Origin of the sequence: Marinobacter sp. LQ44, assembly GCF_001447155.2 — a bacterium.
Lineage (GTDB): Bacteria > Pseudomonadota > Gammaproteobacteria > Pseudomonadales > Oleiphilaceae > Marinobacter.
On the sequence record NZ_CP014754.1, the window covers coordinates 3,056,811 to 3,072,929 of the forward strand.

The following is a 16,119-nucleotide window of genomic DNA, read 5'->3' on the forward strand; positions in this document are numbered from 1 at the left end:
ATCATACACACAAACCGAATCAGGGAACATGTATGCGGGTAGTGACAATCAGCGTCAATGGTCTTGAACAGGCCGTTGAGAAGGGTTTTTTTGACTGGCTTGCCGAGCAGGACGCTGATGTCGTCTGTGTGCAGGACCACCGCATGCGTGCCTACGAAGTAGAAGACAAAAAACTGATTCCGGAAGGCTATGAGGCCTATTTTATTGATGGTGAGCTGAACGAACACGGTGGTGTCGGTATCTACACCCGCCATTTTCCGAAAGCCATCATGTACGGGTTTGCCAATGAGCAGGCAGACCGCGAGGGTCGTTTCATTCAGGCGGATTTCGACAAGGTCTCCGTGGCTTGCGTGCTGGCGCCCTGCGCCCTTGGCCGGGAGGACGAGCTGCTTGGCGAAGATGACCTGACTGTGCTCGATCACAAAGACGAGTTTATGGAAGCGTTCGGCCTGCATATGCAGAAGACCCTGCGTAAGCGCCGGCAGTTTATTTTCTGCGCCAACCTGCAGACCGCCCACCATGTGACGGACGCCAGCCCGCTGTACCACAAGACGGATTTCTCTGGTTTCCTGCCCCATGAGCGTGCATGGCTTGATCGTCTGTTTGATGAGATGGGCTGCGTTGATGGTTTCCGGGAAATCAACAAGCAGAGCAATCAGTTTACCTGGTGGCCAGAGCAAACCGAGGGTTCCCGCAAGAAGGCGGGTATTCGGGTGGATTACCAGCTGTTGACACCGGGTATTCGCAAGACCATCCGTGATGGCTGGATTGATGAAGACACCCGTTTCTCTGATCACGCGCCGGTGATCATGGATTATGATATTGAAATCGGCTTTTAAGCGTTGAGATAGTCGACCGCGTGTCCGGAGGGGGAAGCCTTTCCGGGACACGCTACGAGCACATCCCTGTGCGCTCCGCTCCGGCCATCCATGGCCGGAGAGGGTCCCGGAAAGGCTTCCCCCTCCGAACCCGCTAGTTCTCAATAGGCCGTCAGGCTTGCGCGCCGAGAGCTTCTTTCTGGATTTCAAACAACTGGTTAATCGCTGTCCTGGCCAGCGCAAGCATGGAGTCCAGCTCGGCCTGCTCGAACGGAGCGCCTTCCGCCGTTCCCTGGATTTCGATGAAGCCACCCTTATCCGTCATGATCACGTTCATATCAGTTTCTGCTTCGGAATCCTCCGGATAGTCCAGGTCCGCTACCGGCGTGCCTTTGTAAACGCCAACGGAGACCGCTGCCACCATTTGAACAAGTGGAGATTTTTTCAGGCGTTTGGTGGCGACCAGGTGGTTCAGGGCGTCTACCAATGCCACGCAGCCACCGGTGATGGCCGCTGTGCGGGTGCCGCCGTCGGCCTGGATAACGTCGCAGTCGATGGTGATGGTGTGTTCTCCCAGCGCTTCCAGGTCTACCGCGGCGCGCAGGCTGCGGCCGATCAGGCGCTGGATTTCCACGGTGCGGCCACCCTGTTTGCCGCGGGCGGCTTCGCGGCCCATGCGGCTGCCGGTAGAGCGGGGCAGCATGCCGTACTCGGCGGTGATCCAGCCTTTGCCTTCACCGCGCAGGAACGGTGGTACCTTGTTCTCAACGGAGGCGGTACAGATGACTTTCGTATCACCAAACTCTACCAGCACAGAGCCTTCGGCATGGCGGGTGTAGTTGCGGGTGATGCGGACGTCTCTGGGTTGCTCGGGCGTTCTGCCACTTGGTCGCATAGTGTGTCCTGTTTATGAAAATACATGTCCGGGCAGTGCCGGGCGGAATCGTTGAAAGGTCGGCGAGTATAACACGTAGCAAGCACGGGGCGGTGGGCTTGCCGGGTGATCTTTGGTCGGGTTCGCCGCCCGGGCAAATACCCTGTTAAACTCGATGCTTCTGTTCATCGGTTATGGAGCCAATATGATCCGCAGCATGACTGCTTTTGCCCGCAAGGATACCCAGGGTGACTGGGGTACGCTCACGTGTGAGATCCGTACCGTAAACCACCGCTACCTGGAGCCGTCTTTCCGTCTGCCGGAGGCGTTCCGGGAACTGGAGAACGGCTTTCGGGAAGAATTGCGCAACCAGGGGCTGAAGCGGGGCAAGGTGGATATTTCCATGCGCCTGCAGTCTGCCGAGAACGAGGTGCACAGCTTCGAGATCAGCGATGAGATGGCCAAGGCGGTGAACGAGGCAGCCAACCACATCAACCGCATTCTGGATAACCCGGCCCATATCAATGCACTGGATATTCTGCGTTGGCCAGGCGTGATGTCTTTGCCGGAGAAAGACTATAGCGCGGCAAAGGAAGCCGCTGCTGGCCTTTTCAAAGACACCGTGAAAGAGCTGATGACCGTTCGCGAACGGGAGGGCGAGCGACTGCGGCCGTTATTTGAAGATCGTCTGGCCACCATGGGCAAGCTGGTAGCAGAAGTGCGTGAGAAAATGCCGCAACTACTGGCCGCCCAGGATCAGAATCTGCGGGATCGCTTCGAAAAGGCAAAAGTGGAGTTGGAGCCGGAGCGCGTGGCTCAGGAAATGGTGATGCTGGCGCAAAAGAGTGATGTGGCCGAAGAGCTGGAACGGCTGGAGGCTCACATCAGTGAAGTGACCGACACCCTGAAAAACGATGATGCCATTGGCCGGCGCCTCGATTTCCTGATGCAGGAGCTGAACCGGGAAGCCAATACCCTCAGCAGCAAAAGCATTGATGCCGTGGTTACCCGCGCGGCGGTGGACCTGAAGGTGCTGATCGAGCAAATGCGGGAGCAGGTGCAAAACCTTGAATGATTGTCGCGGGCCGGAGTAGGCCGGCCCGTTTCTGCCTTATTCCTTCTCGGCCGGTTTAATGGCCACGAGATCGGTCCTCAGGTGAGTCAGAACTTTCTCCGCCGTATTGCCGACAACCTTGGCCGCCAGACCGGTTTTGCCGGTGGTGCCCATGACCACCATATCAGCCTTGATTTTATTGGCGACACTCGGGATCACTTTTTGTGCCGGGCCAGCGACAATGTGAACCTGCTCAGGGTTCAGGTGCCAGGTGTTGCGCAGGTGTTCGATTCTGGGCTTCAGTTCTTCCTCGCGCTTGCGTGTATGGGCGGCGGTATCAATGATGTCCAGATCGGCCAGCACCACCGACGTGTGTAGCGCATGCACCAGGTGCAGTTCGGTATCCATGGCCTTGGCCAGTCGCCAGGCATGATCAATAATCCGGTTGTTCAGGGCCCGTTTGACCGGCTTCTCCGAGCTCAGGTCAATGGCGGCCAGAATCGGGTGTGCTTTCTTCCATTTGTTGTCTGCCACCAGCATCACCGGCGCCGGGCACTCCCGAATCAGGTGCCAGTCGGTGGGTGTGTACAGGAAGGTCTCGGATCGGTGCCCGGTTTTCACTACGGTGCTGATATTCTCGCGTTGGCAATGCTCGTTAATCCATTGGTGAATCTGCTTGGCCCAGACCGTCTGGGCGACCACGCTCAGATCGTCGCAGTCTGCCAGTGCCAGCATTTTCTCCAGCCATTCCTGGCGTGATTCAATCAGTGCCTTGCGTGCATTGTTCTGAACCACCGGGTCGGAGGGGAGGGCGTCGAGATATTCATGCACGAAGGCCACGATTTCAAGGCTGGCACCGGTTGCCCGGGCCAGTTCGATTCCTCGGTCCAGTGCAGTCTGGTGCTTGTGTTTCGGGTCCATGATGATCAGGAGTTTGTCCATTCCGGGATTCCACTAATCGGCAGATTCAGGGAGAGGGGCTGATGGCCCCGGTGTCTGGGTTCAACACGCCATATTATCAGTAGAACGAGGCTCGGGATGCGCATATAAGTCAAACCCCGTATAATTCATCGCTTTCTCGCAGGCCCCTGGGGCTGCGCAAACTGTATTTGGAGTCAGTAGTCATGAGCCAGGCCGGTGAACAGGGTACCCTGTTTGTAATTTCCGCTCCCTCGGGTGCGGGCAAAACCAGCCTTGTCGCGGAAATGCTCCGTCAGGATTCGCAGCTGGGTGTGTCGGTGTCTCACACCACCCGGCCCATGCGCAGCGGCGAGCAGGATGGCGTGAACTACCACTTCGTCAGCCGCGACGAGTTCGAGGCGATGATTGCCGAGGGCGATTTCCTGGAGCACGCCGATGTTTTCGGTAATTACTACGGCACCTCTCATGTGTGGGTTCGCGAGACCCTGGCCACAGGGCAGGATGTCATCCTGGAAATTGACTGGCAGGGCGCCGAGCAAGTTCGCCGTTTGGTCCCCGAGTGCGTCAGTATCTTTATTGTGCCGCCCTCGGCGGAGGTGCTGCGCGAGCGCCTGATTGGCCGCGGCACCGATGCACCGGAGGTGATTGAGCGCCGATTGGCGGAGGCGGAAGAAGAGTGCCGGCACGCTGCTGAGTTTGACTACCTGGTGGTGAACGACGATTTCGGCGTGGCATTGGCCGACCTGTTGGCCATCACCCGCGCCCAGCGGCTGAAAATGTCGGTGCAACAGTTGCGCCACGGCAAATTGCTGGCGGGACTTTCCAGTCGGGGTTGAATCTGGTTTTCCCTGTATACAAATTGAACCGGGGGCAGTAAACTACGCGGTCTGCTAAATCAGTGATTCTTTTTTGTCGGGGAAGATAATGGCACGAGTTACCGTTGAAGATTGTCTGGAAAACGTTGATAACCGCTTCCAGCTGGTCATGCTGGCCACCAAGCGCGCCCGCCAGATTGCCACCAAAGGTTCAGAGCCAATGGTTGCTGAAGAGAATGACAAGCCGACGGTTATCGCCCTGCGTGAAATCGCCGAAGGTAAGGTTACTCGCGATCTGCTGACCGAAGACGACGACGAGTAACATCGCCGGCAGGAATGCGTACATTTACCTGTCAGTGATTGAGACCCATTGAAATCTGTCACCGCAGTTTTATAGTGTAGCTATAGAAACCTGCTGGAAGGACAAGGGAAGGCCCGGATGCATGCATTCGGGCTTTTTTGTTCCTGGCAAACAGAGACCACTGGAGGCGCGGTGTCGGAAGAGGCAACGGTTGAAGAACTGGCCAAAGAGCTCAGTTCGTATCTGGATACCAGTCGCATCAATCAGGTGCGGCGGGCTTACTATTACGCGGAGCAGGCCCATGAAGGCCAGATGCGTAAAAGTGGCGACCGTTATATTACTCACCCTCTGGCCGTAGCCCACATCCTTGCCGAGCTGAGGCTGGATCATCAAAGCCTGATGGCGGCCATGCTCCACGATGTTATTGAAGACACCGGAATTCCCAAAGATGCGCTGACCGAGCAGTTCGGTGAAGACGTCGCTGAGCTGGTGGATGGTGTATCGAAACTGACCCAGATTGAATTCCGCTCCCGGGCGGAGGCTCAGGCCGAGAACTTCCAGAAAATGACCCTGGCCATGGCCAAGGATATCCGGGTCATCCTGGTCAAACTGGCCGACCGCCTGCACAACATGCGCACGTTGGGGCCGATGCCCTATGAAAAGCGCCAGCGCATTGCCACCGAAACCCTGGATATCTATGCCCCGATTGCGAACCGGCTCGGGATGCATGCCATCTCCACAGAGCTGGAAGATCTTGGTTTTTCTTCACTGTACCCGATGCGGTCCAGGTACATTTCCAAGGCCGTCGATAAGCTGCGGGGCAGCCACCGGGAGATCATCGATGAGATTCGGGGCAAACTGCAGGAGAAGCTGGAAGAGCGTGGTCTGCCCGGGCGCATTCAGGGCCGGGAGAAACACCTGAACTCCATCTACAACAAGATGAAGTTCAAACAGAAATCCTTCCATGAAATCATGGATGTGTACGCGTTTCGCATCATCACAGACACGGAAGACGACTGTTACCGCATTCTGGGTGCCGTGCACAGCCTCTACAAACCGCTGCCGGGCCGCTTCAAAGACTACATTGCCATGCCCAAGGCCAACGGCTACCAGTCGTTGCACACAACCCTTTTCGGGATGCACGTCAACATCGAGATCCAGATCCGCACCGAGGAAATGGAGCATATCGCCAATAATGGGATTGCCGCGCACTGGATGTACAAAACCGACGATTCCGGAGTCACCAACATCAATCAGTCCAGGGTTGATCGATGGGTGAAAGGTTTGATGGAAATGCGGGAGCGGGCGGATGACTCCATGGAGTTCATCGAGCACGTTAAGGTGGATCTGTTCCCTGATGAGATCTATGTGTTCACCCCCAAAGGGCGCATCATGGAGTTGCCCAGCGGTGCGACATCGGTGGATTTTGCCTACGCCATTCACACCGATATCGGTAACGCTGCGGTTGCCTGCCGGATCAACCGCAATCTCGCCTCCCTCAGCCAGCCGCTGCAAAGTGGCCAGACCGTCGAGATCATCACCGCGCCCGGCGCCAAGCCGAACCCCGCCTGGTTGAGCTTTGTGGTCACCGGTAAGGCCCGCAGCAGCATTCGACATGTGTTGAAAACCCGCAAACGGGCAGAGTCCATCGAACTGGGCAGAACCCTGCTGAAGAAGTCCCTGAAAGGATTCGGTGCCAAACTGGCGGACATCAGCGACGCCCAGAAGCAGGCCGTGGTCAACCACAATCAGGTCAACAGTTTTGATGATCTGATTGGTGATATCGGGCTGGGCAATCGTATGGCCTACCTGGTGGCCCGGCAGTTGGTATCTGGCAACGAAGCCCTGGATGGTCCGGCCAATCTGGAGAATGTTGAGGTCGATAAACAGGGTGCGGTGACCATTCGTGGCACCGAAGGCATGCTGGTGCGCTTTGCCAACTGCTGCAAGCCGATTCCGGGCGACCCAGTGGTCGGCATGATGGATTCCGGCAACGGCATGGTCATTCATTCGGACACATGCTCCCGCCTGCCGGAAGACGACGAGGGCCGTGCCCGCCTGACCCACCTGAAATGGGCCAAAGACATTACCGATGAGTTCTCAGTGGAGCTGCGCGTAGAGCTGGAGCGCCAACGCGGTGTGATTGCAGAAATGGCCAACGCCGTTGCCATGGCCGATGGCAACATCGAGCGGATTAACGTGGAAGAGCAGAATGCCAAGTTCGGTATTGTCAGCCTGGTGGTTCACGTGAATGGCCGTAAACACCTGGCACGGGTGATGCGCCGGGTGCGCAACATTCGGGCGGTGACCCACATCAGCCGGGTTCGCCACTGACCAGACCGAGGTATGGTTGACAGTAGCCACGGCGAAGGGTGACGATTGGCGTTTTGAACGAGAGGAAACTACAGGTCATGACCAACAAATCTGTCATCCAGACTGAAAACGCCCCCCAGGCGATTGGTACATACTCCCAGGCGGTAAAAGCCGGGGACACCGTGTATTTGTCTGGCCAGATTCCGCTGGACCCGGAAACCATGGAAGTGGTCGCAGGTGACTTCGCCGCCAAGACCCGCCAGGTGTTTGAAAACCTGAAGGCCGTGTGCGAGGCCGCAGGCGGTGAGCTGAAAGACATCGTCAAACTGAACATTTACATGACCGACCTGGCCAACTTTGCCACCGTGAATGAAATCATGGCGACCTATTTCCAGGAACCCTACCCGGCACGGGCTGCCGTGGGCGTGGCAGCGTTGCCGAAAGGTGTGCCTGTGGAAATGGAAGCCGTGATGGTGCTCAGCTAAGGCCGTCGATGAGTTCCCGGTATCCTGCCTGGTAATCGGGGTACCGGAACTCAAAGCCGGTGGCCAGCAGGCGCTGATTGCTGCACCGCTTGCTTCCGGCTCTGCCGCCCTTACGGGCACCCTCCACTGGATCTTTACACGGCACCTGCTGCCGAACCCACGCTACCACGTCATCCAGCCGCACCGGCTCGCAATCACTACCAATGTAGAGATCGTCCAGTGGTTCTCCCTTTATGGCTTTTTCTGTCAGCCAGGCGACCGCCCGGGCCGCATCCTGCTCGTGAATCCGGTTGCTGAACGGCGCAGGGGGCTCTGGGTTCATTCGCCCTTCAAGAACCTCCTCCAGAAAGCGTTGCCGGCTGTGGCCGTAAATGCCGCTGAACCGGACCACGGTGGCCGGGTGAATACTGTTCAGGGCGGTCTGTTCGCCTTCGAGAATGAGTTGCCCGGTAACGCGGTTGGGCTTCGCCTCACTGCGTTCATCCACCCAGCTGTCATCGTTCTGGGCGTACACGCTGGTGCTGCTGATGAACAGGAGTCTGGTTAATGGTTTCGGACCCAGGGCATTGATCAGGTTCTGCAGTCCGGTGACGTAGGCATCCCGGTAACCCTGTTCGTCGTAGCTTGAGGGTGTCAGGCAATAGACCACCGCATCAATACTCTCTGGTAGCTTGCCTTTCAGCGTATCTGGCTGGGTCAGGTCGGCGCCTATGCCGGTAACTCCGGGTGGTACCTTGTGCGGGTTCCGGCGCAAGCCGAACACTTCAGCCGTCTCGGCCAGCAAGGAGGCTATATCGCCGCCCAGCTTGCCACAGCCCGCCACCAGGATGCGCGCTGAATGTTTGCGATCCGTCATTGCCATAGACAATTTCAATCCTTATGCTTTCGCTGATAAAGTATGTGAAACTTCGACCTGCACCCTGTGACCGGAGCTCACCATGACACTCACCGAGTTACGATACGTCGTTACGCTTGCCCGGGAAAGGCATTTTGGCCGCGCGGCAGAACGTTGTCACGTCAGCCAACCCACGTTGAGTGTGGCGGTTAAAAAGCTGGAAGATGAGCTCGGCATTCCGTTATTTGAACGGAGCAAAAGCAGTATCCGCGTGACGGAAGTGGGCCAGCGGATTATCGAGCAGGCCCAGCGGGTTCTGGATCAGGTGGGTGTCATCAAGGACATGGCCCAGGACGGTAAGAATCAGCTGAACTCACCGCTCAAGGTGGGTGCCATCTATACCATTGGTCCCTATCTGTTTCCGCACCTGTTGCCGGAGTTGCGCCGCGCTGCGCCGGAAATGCCGCTCTACATCGAAGAGAACTATACGGCCAACCTGCGCCAGAAACTCCGGCATTCCGATCTCGATGCCATCATCATCGCCTTGCCATTTGAAGAGCCGGAGGTGGTCACGCTGCCGCTGTATGATGAACCCTTCGTGGTGTTGCTGCCGGCGGACCACCCGCTGACGGCGAAAGACCAGATCACGGCGGAAGAGATGTCCAAAGAGCAGCTTCTGTTGTTAGGGCCGGGCCATTGTTTCCGGGACCAGGTGCTGGAATCCTGCCCGCCATTGGTTGATGCCATCACCAAGCGCACTGATAACGGCCAGCCTGAACTGGTTACTGAAGGCAGTTCTCTGGAAACCATCAGGCACATGGTGGCTTCCGGGTTAGGAATCACCGTGTTACCCCTGTCTGCCGCCACCGCCATCAAATACCAGGAAGATATCCTGGCGGTGCGCCCGTTTGCGCCGCCGGTACCCTTCCGTACGGTCGCCCTGGCCTGGCGCGTAACCTTCCCCCGCCCGAAAGCCATTGATGTGTTGTCGCTGGCGGCCAGCCAGTGCCGCGTAATGGAGAAGGCGAAAACCGCAACGCCGGTGGTTGCTGAGCGCGCCTGAGGGCTGTTATGACGTCACTGGACGACATTTCCGTTACCCAGCTCAAGGGCGTAGGAAGCGCCCTCGCGGGAACACTCGCCAAGCTGGGTATCCATTCCATTCAGGACCTCCTGTTTCATCTGCCCTATCGCTACGAAGACCGAACCCGCGTTGTCCCCATGGGCAGTTTGCGTATCGGCGACATTGCGGTGGTTGAAGGCGAAGTCATGAAGGCCGACCTGGTCATGGGGCGCCGTCGATCGCTTCAGGTTACCCTGCGCGATGACAGTGGTTTTCTGGTGATGCGGTTCTTCCACTTTAACGCGGCTCAGAAAAATCAGCTGACGGAAGGCGCTCGGGTTCGTTGTTTCGGCGAGGTTCGCCCCGGCCGGGCCGGTTATGAGTTCTATCACCCCGAGTACCAGGTCAATCCACCACCCATGCCAGCTGCTGGTGAGGCGACACTGACTCCGGTCTATCCACTGACCGAGGGCATTCAGCAGCCCCGGGTGCGAGGCCTGTGCCAGCAGGCCCTGGGGTACCTGGCCCGTTTCCCGATCAAGGACTGGTTGCCGCCATCGTTGTTGTCTGATTACCAGCTGCCGGGTATTTCCGAAGCGGTCAAACTGGTGCACTCCCCGCCTGCCAATGCCCCGGTGCATCTGCTGATGGAGGGTCGACACCCGGCCCAGCAGCGCCTGGTGATGGAGGAATTGCTGGCCCATCAACTCAGCCTGCTGCAGGTGCGTGAGCAGATTCAGGCCCGGGCGGCGCTACCACTGTTGCCAAACGGTGACTTGCCAGAGCAGTTTCTGGAGCAACTCCCGTTCAGCCTGACTGGCGCCCAGAAGCAGGTGATGAAGGAGATCCGGCAAGATCTCAGTCAGCGGGTGCCCATGCTGCGCCTGGTCCAGGGGGATGTTGGCTCGGGCAAGACCGTGGTGGCGGCTCTGGCAGCACTACAAGCCATTGGTTCGGGTGCCCAGGTAGCACTGATGGCACCGACCGAGATTCTGGCCGAGCAGCATTTCCGGAACTTCCAGGGTTGGCTTGCCCCTTTAGGAATTGAGCTTGCCTGGTTGTCTGGCAAGGTCAAGGGCAAGGCCCGGCAGGAGGCGCTGGCAGCGGTTGCCTCGGGCCAGGCGCAGGTGGCCATCGGCACCCATGCGCTGTTCCAGGACGAGGTCCAGTTCCATCGTCTGGCCCTGGTGATTGTTGATGAACAACACCGTTTTGGTGTGCACCAGCGCCTGGCGCTTCGTGAGAAGGGCGTCGGCGGTCAGTTGGCCCCCCATCAGTTGATCATGACCGCAACACCGATCCCCCGAACCCTGGCCATGAGCGCTTACGCCGACCTGGACACCTCAGTGATTGACGAACTGCCGCCCGGCCGGAAGCCGATAGAAACCGTTGTGCTGCCGGATACCCGCCGTAATGATATTGTTGAACGGGTGCGCACCGCCTGCCGTCAAGGTCGTCAGGCGTATTGGGTGTGCACGCTGATTGAGGAATCCGAAGCGCTGCAGTGCCAAGCCGCGGAGGTGACCGCGCAGGAACTGGCGGAACGATTACCGGATCTGAAAATCGGATTGGTCCACGGCCGGCTCAAAGCCGTAGATAAGGCCGGCGTAATGGAGCGCTTCAAAGACGGCGAACTGGATTTGCTGGTAGCCACCACCGTGATTGAGGTGGGGGTTGATGTGCCCAATGCGTCGCTGATCATCATTGAGAACCCAGAGCGCCTCGGGTTGGCGCAACTGCATCAGCTGAGGGGGCGTGTGGGCCGGGGGGAACAGGCCAGTTTCTGTGTATTGATGTACCACCCGCCGTTGTCGAATAACGGAAAAGCACGGTTGCAGGCGCTCAGAGACAGCCAGGACGGTTTCTTTATTGCCGAGAAAGACCTCGAGATTCGTGGCCCGGGTGAAGTTCTGGGTACCCGCCAGACAGGCCTGATGCAGTTCAGGCTTGCGGACTTTGAACGGGACAAAGGCTGGATTGAACCGGTCAAGGCGATGGCGCCGGCGCTCATGCGACAGCCAGCGATAGTATCCGCTCTGATCAGGCGGTGGCTCGGTGAGAATATTCGGTACGGCGAGGTGTGAGGCCGAAACATACTCTGTTGGTACATTGTGGCTTGGCCCACTTTCTGCCCAGAGTTTGCTTGAAATTAGCTGCACAATGCAGCCAAATAGGTATCAAACCTTCTTTTGGAGAAAGCTATGGAGCTCCCTGTTTCGGTTCAGCAAGCGCTTGGCGACAGCGCCGCAGGGGTGTCGCTGAGAAACGCGAACCAGGTTCAGCCGCAGCACTTGTTGCGTATGGTGCTGCTGAACGACAGCGAGGGTAACCTGCAGGCTATTTGCCGGCGGGATGATTTGCTGGATCTGGAAGCGCTGAACAAACAGCTTGGCCGTGATCTGAGAATGATGCAGCGTCGCGAGCAGGTCCGGGTGCGCCAGCGCTCAGGGCTGCAGGAACTGCCTGCCTTGCCATCATTGACCGGTTGGCCGACCGTGGTCGACCAACGGGTGGACGAACTGGAATCCGTGGCCCTGGAATTGGCGGATGAAAAGCTGGCAATCATGATGCCAGCGGTGGATTTTCACCAACTGACAGCCAAGGCCGAACGCCATGACTTTGCAGTGGATACCAGCACCATTTCTGTGAATCTCGACAATCACGGTGCTGATCGGGACCAATTGCATTCTGCGCTGAAAAAATTTACCGGCCTGCGCATTCAGCAACGGCTGGAGGATACCCTGGAATTGCCGCCACTGCCTGAGACCGCCCAGCGCATTATTCACCTTCGGGTAAACCCGAACGCGGTGATGGGTGACCTTGTGGATGTGGTAGAGAGTGATCCCAGCCTGGCAGCCCAGGTAGTAAGCTGGGCCTCGTCCTCGTTTTATGCCGCAGCGGGGCAGGTGCGCTCAGTTCACGATGCGGTGTCGCGGGTGCTGGGCTTTGATCTGGTGATGAACCTTGCCATGGGCCTGGCCCTGGGGCGGGCACTCAAACACCCGAAAGACCATCCGGATGGCTACGTGGATTACTGGCAGCAGGCCATCTGGCAGGCCCAATCGGCTGGCATTCTGGCGAGCATGATGCCCAGGGGCCGGCGCCCCATGTTTGGCCTGGCGTATCTGGCGGGCTTGCTGCACAACTTTGGCCACCTGGTGCTGGCCCAGGTGTTTCCTCCCCATTTCAAGCTGGTTTGCCGCTCCCTGGAAGTGAACCCGCATATCGATTCCAGCGTGATCGAGCATTACCTGCTGGGCATCACCCGTGAGCAGATCTCCGCCCAGCTGATGGAAAACTGGGGTATGCCGGACGAAGTAACCCTAGCTATTCGCTATCAAAAGAATCCCTCCTACGATGGCCCCCACAGCGATTACGCCCGATTGCTTTGGCTGGGGCGTCAGTTGCTGACGGAGCGAGGGGTGGCCCTTGGGGCGGGAAAGCTGGCTGACGCTTCCGTATACGAGGAGCTGGGTCTGGATCGCGAGGCTGTGGAGGAACAGTTCGATGAACTGGTCAACAGCAAAGACAGCATTATGGCCATGGCCGGCATGATGGGCCAGGGCTCGTAAAAAAGCCGGCCTTGAGAGGCCGGCGAATTCAACCGCTTTGCAGAGTCGTCCAAACTTATCAGGAGAAAACAACACAGGTTTCTGCCCCGGATGCATGGGAGCAGCGTCCTTGTTTAAAGTTAGACAAGCTGCGAGAAAAGGAAAGCACTGAACCCTGTTTCGCAATCCATGAGCGCAACGTCAGGTTTTCACGCAAAGCAAAACCGTTGATTTGCTTTGCGATATTATTCTGGGTTCCCGGATTCCGGTTACAAAAAATTACAAAATGGGGCTGCTCAATCGAAACGATGATGCCTTATGGCGGTTGCGGCCCGGCGCACCTCGTCTGAATGAGCCTGTTCGACGGCATGGCGCTCTTTATCCATCTTCTCGACAAACCGGGTGTCGGTGGCCTGCCGGGCCCGGTGAGTCGGCATGTGCTGAATCTTGTCGTGAACCTCCTGAAATACCCGGAACGGCGATTTTTCCAGCAGGTCCGGGGCAACGTGGTCCAACAGACCTTTCAGCCGAAGGCACGCCTCGGAGTACTCCACCTGGTCTTCCTCGACCGCCATAGCAATAATCCGGATGCTCTCGATCATCTCGTCCCGGCGTTTGGCCCGGAACTCCTCAGACTTCTTCTGGCGCAACCGATGTTCCGAAATCGCCCTGGCCTGGCGCCAGATGTAGAACAGCAGAATGCCGATGGCCGCCAGGCCAAGAACGATGATGACCAGCTGGAGCCCTCTGGGCATGATGTGTCTCCCTGTAGTGAATGGTTCAGGCCTGCTTGCGTTGCGCCTCAGTTTGCCAGACTTTGACACTCACTACCTGCCCATTCAACACGGAGGTGCCGGAAACCGGGTCCACATCGGCGTCGTTCAGCACATCGTTGATGCTGGCGCCAGCATGGGCCGCTGCCGTGGACTGGCCGGTGCCCGGGCGATGATGCCCCCAACCATGGGGGATGGACACCACGCCGGGCATGATATCTTCGGTCACTTCCACAGGCAGGACTACCGATCGGCCACCGGAGCCGATTTCCGCCTGCTGGCCATCAGCCAGCCCACGGGCCTTGGCATCGGCCGGGTGTATCATCATCGTACAACGGCTTTTGCCTTTCACCAGGCGCTGACTGTTGTGCATCCAGGAGTTATTACTGCGCACATGGCGCCGGCCGATCAGCTGCAAGTCATTGGTTTTGCCATGCTCCAGCAAGGCTTTCAGTCGCTCCACATCGGCAAGGTATCGGCGTGGTGCCAGCTGTATCTTGCCATCCCGGGTATACAGGCGCTCTGGCAGCGAGGGTTGCAGGGGGCCGAGATCAACGCCGCTGGGATAGTCTTTCAGCAGTGACAATGACAAACCCTTGGGTAAATCCTGCCAACGTCGATTCAGTGGGCTGAGTTTGGCCAGGCCCTTCAGCGGGTGGCGCTTGGGCAAGCTGTCAATGGCCAGGTCCAGTGCCGGCTGAATCAGCTTGCCTGCTTTGCCCAGGTTGGCACCGTAGGGGCCGGTACGCAGCATCGCGTCCAGAATCGGGTCTGGCCCCAGGGCTTTGAATGCCTTCCAGCCCAGCTCGGAGCGTAGCGGCAACCGTCCGCCTTTGCGGGCTTTTTCCAGGCGGTGGGCCAATTCCAGAAGGATCTGCCAGTCGTGGCGGGCGTCGGGTACCGGCTCAAACAGGGCTTCACTGTATTTGGCCACGTTACGCACAGCAAACATGCTGAAAATCAGATCGTAATGGCTGCGTTCAAGCGCGGCGGTGGGCGGCAGTATCACGTCGGCGTGCCGGGTGGTTTCGTTCAGGTAGTAATCCACCGACACCATAAACTCGAGACCTTCGAGGGCCTCGTCCAGCCGTTGGCCGTTAGGGTTCGACAGAACCGGGTTCCCGGCAACGGTTACGAATGCACGGATCTGCCCGTCGCCGGGGGTGAGCATTTCGTCGGCCATGGTGCTGGACGGGTACTCGCCGGCAAACTCCGGCAACCCGCGAACCCGGCTGTGTCGCTTGGCAAAGTGCCCATTCTGGCCGGACAGGGCACCCAGCGCCACCAGATCAACAGCGGGTTGGGTAAACAGAACACCGCCCGGAATATCCAGTTTGCCGGTCAGGATGTTGAGGCAGTAGGCCAGCCAGGTAGTGGTGGCGCCGAACGCCTGGGTGCTGGTGCCCATGCGGGTATACAGAGCGGCCTTGCGGGTGTTTGCCAGATCCCTGGCCAATTGACGAATGTCCTTGGCAGAAATGCCTGTGGCGTCCGAGACAGCCTCGGGGCTGAATCCCAGCGCAGCCAACCGCAGCAGGTCCATATCTTTCACCAGCCGCTCCGCCGCACCGGCATTGACCAGGTTTTCCGCAAACAGGGTATGTACCATGGCCATCAGCAGCAGGGCATCAGTGCCGGGGCGAACAAAGTGGAACTGGTCCGCGAGTTTGGCGGTTTCCGTGCGGCGGGGGTCGATCACAACCAGCTTGCCGCCGCGCTGTTTCAGGGCTTTGATCCGCCCGCGTACGTCCGGCACCGTCATCAGGCTGCCATTGGAAGCCATCGGGTTGCCGCCAATGCAGATGAACAGGTCGGTGTTGTCGATGTCCGGAATCGGGAACAGGATCTGGTGCCCGAACATTTCCAGGCTGGCCAGCATATGCGGAAGCTGGTCGTTGGAGGTGGCCGAGAACCGGTTCTGGGTGCCAATGGCATGCAAAAACGGCATGGTGGTCATCAAGGTGCCGTGGTTATGTACATTGGGGTTGCCCAGGTAAACGCCGATGCTGTTGCGGCCGTGGCGTTTACGAACGTCTGTGAGCCGCTCGGCCACCAGGTCAAAGGCTTCATCCCAGGACATCTCCTGCCAGCCGTCGGCGGTTTTACGGATCGGCTTGCGCAGACGCTCGGTATCCTCATGCAAATCCTGCAAGGCCACAGCTTTCGGGCAGATATGGCCCTGGCTGAGCGGGTCCTGCTCGTCACCCTTGATGGAGGCAATCTTGCCCTCTTTCACCTCAATGGCGACGCCACACATGGCCTCACAAAGATGACAGGTACGGTAGTGTGTGCCGTTTTGCATGGGGCTCTCCCGGA

The 16,119-nt window shown here is 58.3% G+C and carries 14 protein-coding genes; 9 read left to right on the forward strand and 5 right to left on the reverse strand.

Annotated features, from left to right (window positions below):
• The first annotated feature begins 32 nt into the window (after positions 1 to 32).
• Positions 33 to 839, forward strand: a complete 807-nt coding sequence (locus tag ASQ50_RS13975; protein ID WP_058091997.1) for an exodeoxyribonuclease III — start codon at positions 33 to 35, stop codon at positions 837 to 839.
• A gap of 151 nt (positions 840 to 990) precedes the next feature.
• Here the strand turns inward: ASQ50_RS13975 and rph are convergent, their stop codons facing one another.
• Positions 991 to 1,713 carry a ribonuclease PH gene (gene rph, locus ASQ50_RS13980; RefSeq protein WP_058091996.1) on the reverse strand — a complete coding sequence of 241 codons (723 nt, stop codon included), beginning with the start codon at positions 1,711 to 1,713 and terminating at the stop codon, positions 991 to 993.
• A gap of 184 nt (positions 1,714 to 1,897) precedes the next feature.
• Between rph and ASQ50_RS13985 the strand changes: the two genes are divergently transcribed.
• On the forward strand, positions 1,898 to 2,767 hold the full coding sequence (locus ASQ50_RS13985; protein WP_058091995.1) for a YicC/YloC family endoribonuclease: 870 nt from the start codon (positions 1,898 to 1,900) through the stop codon (positions 2,765 to 2,767).
• Between the two features lie 36 nt (positions 2,768 to 2,803).
• On the opposite strand, the gene ASQ50_RS13990 is transcribed toward ASQ50_RS13985, so the two are convergent.
• A complete protein-coding gene (locus ASQ50_RS13990; protein ID WP_068351540.1) occupies positions 2,804 to 3,688 on the reverse strand; it encodes a universal stress protein in 885 nt (294 codons plus the stop codon).
• A 182-nt stretch (positions 3,689 to 3,870) separates the two neighbouring features.
• Here ASQ50_RS13990 and gmk point away from each other — a divergent pair, with 182 nt between their 5' ends.
• From gmk to ASQ50_RS14010, 4 genes are all read left to right on the forward strand, one after another.
• Positions 3,871 to 4,503, forward strand: a complete 633-nt coding sequence (gene gmk, locus ASQ50_RS13995) for a guanylate kinase (RefSeq protein WP_058091994.1) — start codon at positions 3,871 to 3,873, stop codon at positions 4,501 to 4,503.
• Between the two features lie 88 nt (positions 4,504 to 4,591).
• Positions 4,592 to 4,804, forward strand: a complete 213-nt coding sequence (rpoZ, locus tag ASQ50_RS14000) for a DNA-directed RNA polymerase subunit omega (RefSeq protein WP_058091993.1) — start codon at positions 4,592 to 4,594, stop codon at positions 4,802 to 4,804.
• A 171-nt stretch (positions 4,805 to 4,975) separates the two neighbouring features.
• Complete coding sequence (locus tag ASQ50_RS14005; protein ID WP_058091992.1) at positions 4,976 to 7,117, forward strand: RelA/SpoT family protein; 2,142 nt, start codon at positions 4,976 to 4,978, stop codon at positions 7,115 to 7,117.
• A 77-nt stretch (positions 7,118 to 7,194) separates the two neighbouring features.
• A complete protein-coding gene (locus ASQ50_RS14010) occupies positions 7,195 to 7,581 on the forward strand; it encodes a RidA family protein (RefSeq protein ID WP_011784170.1) in 387 nt (128 codons plus the stop codon).
• Here the strand turns inward: ASQ50_RS14010 and ASQ50_RS14015 are convergent.
• Positions 7,574 to 8,443: an NAD-dependent epimerase/dehydratase family protein gene (locus ASQ50_RS14015; RefSeq protein WP_058091991.1), complete on the reverse strand. Its 870-nt coding sequence runs from the start codon at positions 8,441 to 8,443 to the stop codon at positions 7,574 to 7,576. The genes ASQ50_RS14010 and ASQ50_RS14015 overlap by 8 nt on opposite strands.
• 76 nt (positions 8,444 to 8,519) lie before the next feature.
• Here ASQ50_RS14015 and ASQ50_RS14020 point away from each other — a divergent pair, with 76 nt between their 5' ends.
• The 3 genes from ASQ50_RS14020 to ASQ50_RS14030 all read left to right on the forward strand — a co-directional run bounded on the left by ASQ50_RS14020 (position 8,520) and on the right by ASQ50_RS14030 (position 13,051).
• Positions 8,520 to 9,479 (forward strand): hydrogen peroxide-inducible genes activator, encoded by a 960-nt coding sequence (locus ASQ50_RS14020; protein ID WP_058091990.1) that lies wholly within the window; start codon positions 8,520 to 8,522, stop codon positions 9,477 to 9,479.
• An 8-nt stretch (positions 9,480 to 9,487) separates the two neighbouring features.
• Positions 9,488 to 11,563 carry an ATP-dependent DNA helicase RecG gene (recG, locus tag ASQ50_RS14025; protein WP_058091989.1) on the forward strand — a complete coding sequence of 692 codons (2,076 nt, stop codon included), beginning with the start codon at positions 9,488 to 9,490 and terminating at the stop codon, positions 11,561 to 11,563.
• 117 nt (positions 11,564 to 11,680) lie between these two features.
• Positions 11,681 to 13,051, forward strand: a complete 1,371-nt coding sequence (locus ASQ50_RS14030; protein WP_058091988.1) for an HDOD domain-containing protein — start codon at positions 11,681 to 11,683, stop codon at positions 13,049 to 13,051.
• A 275-nt stretch (positions 13,052 to 13,326) separates the two neighbouring features.
• On the opposite strand, the gene ASQ50_RS14035 is transcribed toward ASQ50_RS14030, so the two are convergent.
• Both ASQ50_RS14035 and ASQ50_RS14040 read right to left on the reverse strand, forming a co-directional pair.
• The gene (locus ASQ50_RS14035) at positions 13,327 to 13,785 is read right to left on the reverse strand and encodes a DUF2489 domain-containing protein (protein ID WP_058091987.1); all 459 of its coding nucleotides are present in this window, start codon (positions 13,783 to 13,785) and stop codon (positions 13,327 to 13,329) included.
• A gap of 25 nt (positions 13,786 to 13,810) precedes the next feature.
• Positions 13,811 to 16,105, reverse strand: a complete 2,295-nt coding sequence (locus ASQ50_RS14040) for a molybdopterin oxidoreductase family protein (RefSeq protein WP_058091986.1) — start codon at positions 16,103 to 16,105, stop codon at positions 13,811 to 13,813.
• Positions 16,106 to 16,119 lie beyond the last annotated feature (14 nt).